Consider the following 5,945-nt stretch of genomic DNA (forward strand, 5'->3'; position numbering starts at 1 on the left):
GTGCTATATTCCTGCTTCAAAAAGTAAAACGAACGTGCCGGTATAGACATCGCCCTCAAGCTCTGACAGTTTTTGATCCGAAAAACTCACCCTTATAGTGGCCTGAGCCGATGTGTTGTCCGCTGAGTCTATGGTCAAGCCATTGTTCAAACTGTTAATATCGGGGGCGCCGTCGGTAATAATACGAGTCGCCCCCTTACACCCATGGGTACATTCAACACTGTAATCAATGCCAATCTGAGGAGAGGTGGACGTTGACCACAGCTTGTAATTATCAGACTGCAACCCTATCAAGCTCATAATCACACCGTTTGGAAACAGCCCACTCGCATCAATCATATATTGCGTCGAACCACTGACCAACCGTTCAGGGTAACCGTAATACTGCGGTTGAATAATATCACTCCCTATCACATTGACGCTATTTAGCTCAGCAGGATTGTAATCTAAACTAACCACTAACGTCGCAGGCACAATGTAACGAACAAGGACATTATCCCGATTATAATCATACGGTATCGAGTAGTTAATTACCCCCTGGTACACCCCTTTCCCCGCACCAGAACTCTTAAACGCATTCAACCACTTATTGGCATCAATAGATTGAATCATAGGCCGATAATGAGAAAACGGCGTAGAAAGCGTAGAAAGCGTCACCGTTGAGTTACCTACCCCCGCCCCCATGACCACCGCGCTGTTCCCAGATACAGTCGTGCTCGCCGAGTCCTTATTCTTTGACATCGAAGTGTTACTGGTTAACCGATAAGATACCCCCTCTATCGTGAGAGGGACGTAAACCGTGGTTCCTGCTCCTCTGAGCATCAATTGCCGCTCAAAAGCAGAGCTCGGCCCCCCTGGGGTGATTTTCTCCGCCGAAGGAAGACTTATAGGGAGGTCCCACACAGCAGGAGTCAGGCCGCTTGCGGTGGTCTGCGCAGATTGCCAAGTCAATTTATCGCCTTGAACAACCCCTGATATTTCTGCTGATTGAGCCGTGAGACTCCCCCCCAAGAGAAGCACCAAAAAAAGAAACGATTTCATGGTTTACTCCTTAGACCTAATCGTCTTGTCCTTTTGCAACACCCACTTGTCTTTATAAGTTAAGTGATGCGTTGATAGCTCCGCTTTAATGACCGATTTTTTTTGCATCTCTTCGGTCAGAGTAACGTTCAATCGACGCCCTGACATGGCATACACCACTTTAGAGCAAGCCTTGCGCGCGTCGCCTTTCACCGAATCAGGACACGCATCAAAGTAGGCACGAACGTAACTGTTTCCATGATTATTTAACTGAATACTGTCACCGTTGTATGTGACATCGTAGTCAAGGGGTTGGTCCGTCTGCGCTGGAACTATCACATAAGCAGCAAACCCGATAGCCATCTGAACCCGGTGTTTCGCTGGCTCCCCTTCCGTAAAATAAGGCGTTGGAATAAACGAGACTTGATACATCTTATCCTGCTCTTTGGAGTCAGAAGGCAAAGGCTGATACGTAAATTTAAAATCTTTACTCAACTTCGCATCAATCACTGTTCGAGCAGGGTGGGCCGTCAAACTCCATGTGTTGATATTCTCTCGACTGTAAGGTGTTTTGACCATCTCCCCATCTTCAATTTTAATCGATGAGATAGCGACACTGATAAACTGTCGGTAATCATCACTGTTCGAAATGGTGAACTGAGCGTCACCGTCTTGGGTGAACTCCACCATGGAGCTAATCCCAATCGTCGCCATGCTGCTGAATGAGCAAAAAACCGTTAATAATAAACTGTATCGCATTGTTTTCATTTTTATCTCACACTAAATAACTGGTTGATATGAATAGAGTCCAGGATTACATACGCATCCAAACCCTGCAGGAGAGTTCGTTGCGCCGTGGTGTACTGCTTCAAGTAGCGCACGTACACATACATACTCTCGCCTACTTTAATGGCTTTAGATGTCAACCCTACTTCTTGCAAGCGCTCCAAAATGCGCGCCGATTCAGCCGTTGATTCATACTTACCAATGTACAACAACGCATTCTCTACTTCATGCGGCGCAATGAGGTTGGGCTCATCCCTCCAAACAAGGTTGTTGTCAATGTCATCTAACCCAGGTAAGCAGTACGTTTGAATGTAACCCTCTCCCATGAGATTAGGGTCATACACGCACAAGCGTTTTTGTGACACTAATTTAAACGGGTGCCCTTTCCGGTAGTTCACACGAACCACACCGTCATCAGACAGCACCTCAACACTTTTACACGTCTCCTCTAAACATCGAGCGGTAGAAATAGGGTTTCCAAGCATGTCATTTAATAAGAAGACCTGACTGGCAAGGGGGGTGACTTCACTATGTAACTCGTAATAATACCCAGGCATAACAAATTGATCGTATTGATGGTTCATAATATCAATGTTGTTTGTGTCCGCATCCAGCTCAAACGCCACGTTTGTATAGTCATCCAACTTAATGAGCGTTGACTGCGTCAGTGAAGCCTTGTCTCGATACCAAAACTTCCCATCCCTTAACATGTTGTAGCTCATCTCTGTCGGAGTCGGCTCAGGCTCGGTTAACGTCGGATTAAGACTGACAAAAGCCCGCGCTTTCTCGTAGGTGAACGCTCCGCCTTGAGTCGAAAGAATTTGCGTGCCATTCAAACTTCCAGAGAGCGAATGCTGCCCTTCTTGACTTGCATACGCGTAAGCACTGTAACCAAAGGTCCTACGATGGCCATTTAAACTAGCGGAGATATCAGCATCTGACTCTCGGCCTCGTTTGACACCAACAGTTGAAGAAGCATAGCCGTAATCACCGTTGGTTTGATACGTCACACTGTTTCGGTTGTACACCTGACTTTCCCTGTCCACATTAAACTCCGTGCGGGCAGAAAAATGCTCACCAAACGACATACTCCAAGCCAGCGTAGTACTCCATGTATCCTGCTGCCCATGGTACATGCTGTAGACAGTATTGAGACTCAAGCGCCCACCAAAAGCCTCTCTGGACCAAGTCAAAGATACATTATCACTCTCCGTCTGAAGGGGTTGAGCATAAATGTTCCAAGGGTGAGCACGCTTAGTCTGGTAATTATTGTAGTTTAAATAGCCTTTTCCACCCAACACCTGCCCACTAAGGCCTATCCCCCAATCACGCGTTTCTCTTTGCCCGTAAAGCAACGTCGCGAGTGTGCTGCTTTTCTCATTGGCATTGACATATCGGTAAGACGCAGATAAAGGGCCAAACACGACCTGACCATAATGTGACTGAGAGCCAGAAGCAAACGCCCCGATATTATATTGAGCACTGAGACTGCCGCTAAACACCCAATGCCCCCCCACATTCAATATTGAATCATCGCCATTGCTCGTTATACTTGATGCCAATAACCATGTTTCATAAGGTCGGTACGCCAAAGCCCCACGACCATAGCCACGCTCAGAAGCCGTGATATCATCAAGCCATTGGTCATCAATGGCTAAATCCTTCAACATGCCGACATCCACGCGATAATCCCAACGACTCACTGGCAACGAAAACTGAGCCATATTCACCACCATATACTGCTCATTAAGTATTTCTTCCGAGCCTTGCTTTAAGACCAACGTCAAGTTGTACACACCAGACGGAAGCTCATCATAACCAATCGACTGCTGACCTTGTGACACGACTTTATTAAACAATAGTCGTTCACCTTGATACACTTCTAATTGTGATTCTTGAGGCGCAAAGAAATAAATCCGCTTCTGCGCTTTTTTTTGTCCTTTAAATAAGTTTTGACTGCGCCCAAAAGAGGCGCCAAACCCCGCATAATTAGCACCATGATATAAAAAATCGGTGCTGTTGAACGTTACCGCCTGACGTCCCTGATAACCCACAAGAGCTCGGCGATCTTCTTTTTCAACATCATACAGCGCTTGATACAGTTTTAGCTCATTTTTTGGTTGCTGATATTGCGTTTCAACCGATAAAAACCCAACAGGCAACCCTAGCGTTGCATTATTGGTCCAGTTGAGATTGTTATTTCCGTCTCCATCGGTATAGACATACAAATCAGACCAGTTAATTAAAGCATTCGCTGGTCGATCAGGAGAATAATATTTATCATCATACGACTGGCGCTCTAACATACTGGCACCGACAAACATTCGTAACTTCTGCGCATCAAAGTCAAACACAAACTCCGCGCCAGTAGGCGAGCGCTGAGGCACACACAAGTTTAACGCCCCCCTACAACCTGGGTTCGCCTTTACACCAGCCGTAAGCTGAGACACCACCTCATCAATCGCCTTATCGGTTAATCGTTGATGCCTTAAATACTCAGACAAACGCGCAATATTTGCCGATCCATCATCCAATCGAAACGTCTCATAACTCACAAAAGCTTCTATCGTTTGACTGCGCACCTCTCCCGCTATCACTACTTCGACATTTTCGTGCCGCTCTTCAAAAAAATCGGCAAACTCTAGCGGGTAATCCGCAGAATGAGCCAAAGAGGCAACTAAAGGTAGCAGCATCATTACCCAATAACGGTTCACATTTCCTCCTCAGCGATGACCACAAATGTACCATAGCAAACCTGACTTGCTGCTTTTTGTGGAATAGGCGGGAACTCTACATGCATGATATGGTCGCTTTTTATTGAGTTGTGAACTTCGATCCCAGGACTTTTGACAGTAAAAAGCATGTTATTCAGTGTGGTCGACACTCCAAGAAGAGAAGTGGCACTTTGACCCTCTTCTTGGCAGTAATGTTGCGAGGTTTGCAGAACAATGATGTAGTTTAGCGATGTTCCATTGATAGATTCCACCGTAAAAGGCATATCAACTGAACGAAATGTATTTAAAGAGGTGGCATATAATGCCGTAAAGTCCGGCTTCTTGACTGTGATTTTCAGTGCATCAGAGGGGGCATTCTTAATTATCGTCGTTTGTGGTTGGAATGTTTTTTCTATTATTATCGCAAAAGCGGAAGCAGAAAAAACTAATAAAAAAACAGGAAAAAAGCGCACCATACGATCACCTAGCAAAAAAAGGCCATCAACCTCTCGGGTCGATGGCTCTGTTAAATTAGATAGCACTATCAACTGGTGTGACAGTAAGTACTGACATCACCACAACATTAGAGCCCCCTGTTAGCGTCGCTGGCGCTGTACCATTAGGCCTAATTGTCAGATGTGTTGGTTCGCCATTTTGTGTGGTACCTTGATCGTCATTAAGTTTAAGCGCATCTGGCTGACCATTAGCATGAACCGCAAAGTAACCGGCGCTAGGATTTTGAGAAGCGGGCAAACCGTCAATGCCCACTTTCACATCCACCAATGAATACTTATAATTCAATGGCTTATTATCCACAGATGGATCATATTGACCATCATCAGGTTTTTTGTCCTGTACGACTTTAAAGCCGATTTGAGAGGCGGACTTTAACGCAATACCCGAAGTATCATTAGTAAATGTTAAGAGTCCAGAGTTAAAATCCACTGTCCCTTCTTTGATAATATAATAACCCTGTCCATTAGTAGTCACAGCAGGAACCGAACCCGCCCACTGTAGTGTCGCGCCGCCTGGAGTCATGTCTGATGCCATTGCCACAGAGGCAACACCTAATGACAACGCAAGTGTTGTTAATACTGTTTTTTTCATATCATTAATTCCTATTTTTTCTTTATTAAGAACTTAAAGCTCGCTAAGTTCAGGAGGGTAATCCTTTTAAATACCTATTATTTTCTTCACAGTCATGCTTCAAAAGAGGCAAAACTGGTAGGCGAGAAAATTAAAAAAAACAGAGAACTAAAGAAAGTAAAAAAAAAACATCACACATATAAATTCATAAGATCAACCACTTAATAAAGAATAAAACATATAATCACCCGCCAAGTAACGATCTCAAGTGTTATGTGCGTTCGGATTAAACCAAAATAGGAGTTTGGGGCATACGAAATGGCTGTTCGGAGGAGCTTG

General features: G+C 44.9%; 5 protein-coding genes. All 5 read right to left on the bottom strand.

Annotation, left to right across the window (positions count from 1 at the left end):
* Nucleotides 1-3 precede the first annotated feature (3 nt).
* The 5 genes from VSA01S_RS18990 to VSA01S_RS19010 are packed head-to-tail and all read right to left on the bottom strand — an operon-like array spanning nucleotide 4 to nucleotide 5,627.
* On the bottom strand, nucleotides 4-1,041 hold the full coding sequence (locus tag VSA01S_RS18990) for a hypothetical protein (RefSeq protein WP_039982700.1): 1,038 nt from the start codon (nucleotides 1,039-1,041) through the stop codon (nucleotides 4-6).
* Between the two features lie 3 nt (nucleotides 1,042-1,044).
* Nucleotides 1,045-1,788, bottom strand: a complete 744-nt coding sequence (locus tag VSA01S_RS18995) for a fimbrial biogenesis chaperone (protein ID WP_050567423.1) — start codon at nucleotides 1,786-1,788, stop codon at nucleotides 1,045-1,047.
* A gap of 2 nt (nucleotides 1,789-1,790) precedes the next feature.
* Nucleotides 1,791-4,520 (bottom strand): TcfC E-set like domain-containing protein, encoded by a 2,730-nt coding sequence (locus tag VSA01S_RS19000; protein WP_039982701.1) that lies wholly within the window; start codon nucleotides 4,518-4,520, stop codon nucleotides 1,791-1,793.
* The gene (locus VSA01S_RS19005) at nucleotides 4,517-5,062 is read right to left on the bottom strand and encodes a hypothetical protein (RefSeq protein ID WP_039982703.1); all 546 of its coding nucleotides are present in this window, start codon (nucleotides 5,060-5,062) and stop codon (nucleotides 4,517-4,519) included. Before VSA01S_RS19005 ends, VSA01S_RS19000 begins: the two co-directional genes overlap by 4 nt.
* Complete coding sequence (locus VSA01S_RS19010) at nucleotides 5,052-5,627, bottom strand: hypothetical protein (RefSeq protein WP_039982705.1); 576 nt, start codon at nucleotides 5,625-5,627, stop codon at nucleotides 5,052-5,054. Before VSA01S_RS19010 ends, VSA01S_RS19005 begins: the two co-directional genes overlap by 11 nt.
* Nucleotides 5,628-5,945: the final 318 nt, after the last annotated feature.

The organism is Vibrio sagamiensis NBRC 104589 (assembly GCF_007990935.1).
Taxonomy (GTDB): Bacteria; Pseudomonadota; Gammaproteobacteria; order Enterobacterales; family Vibrionaceae; genus Vibrio; species Vibrio sagamiensis.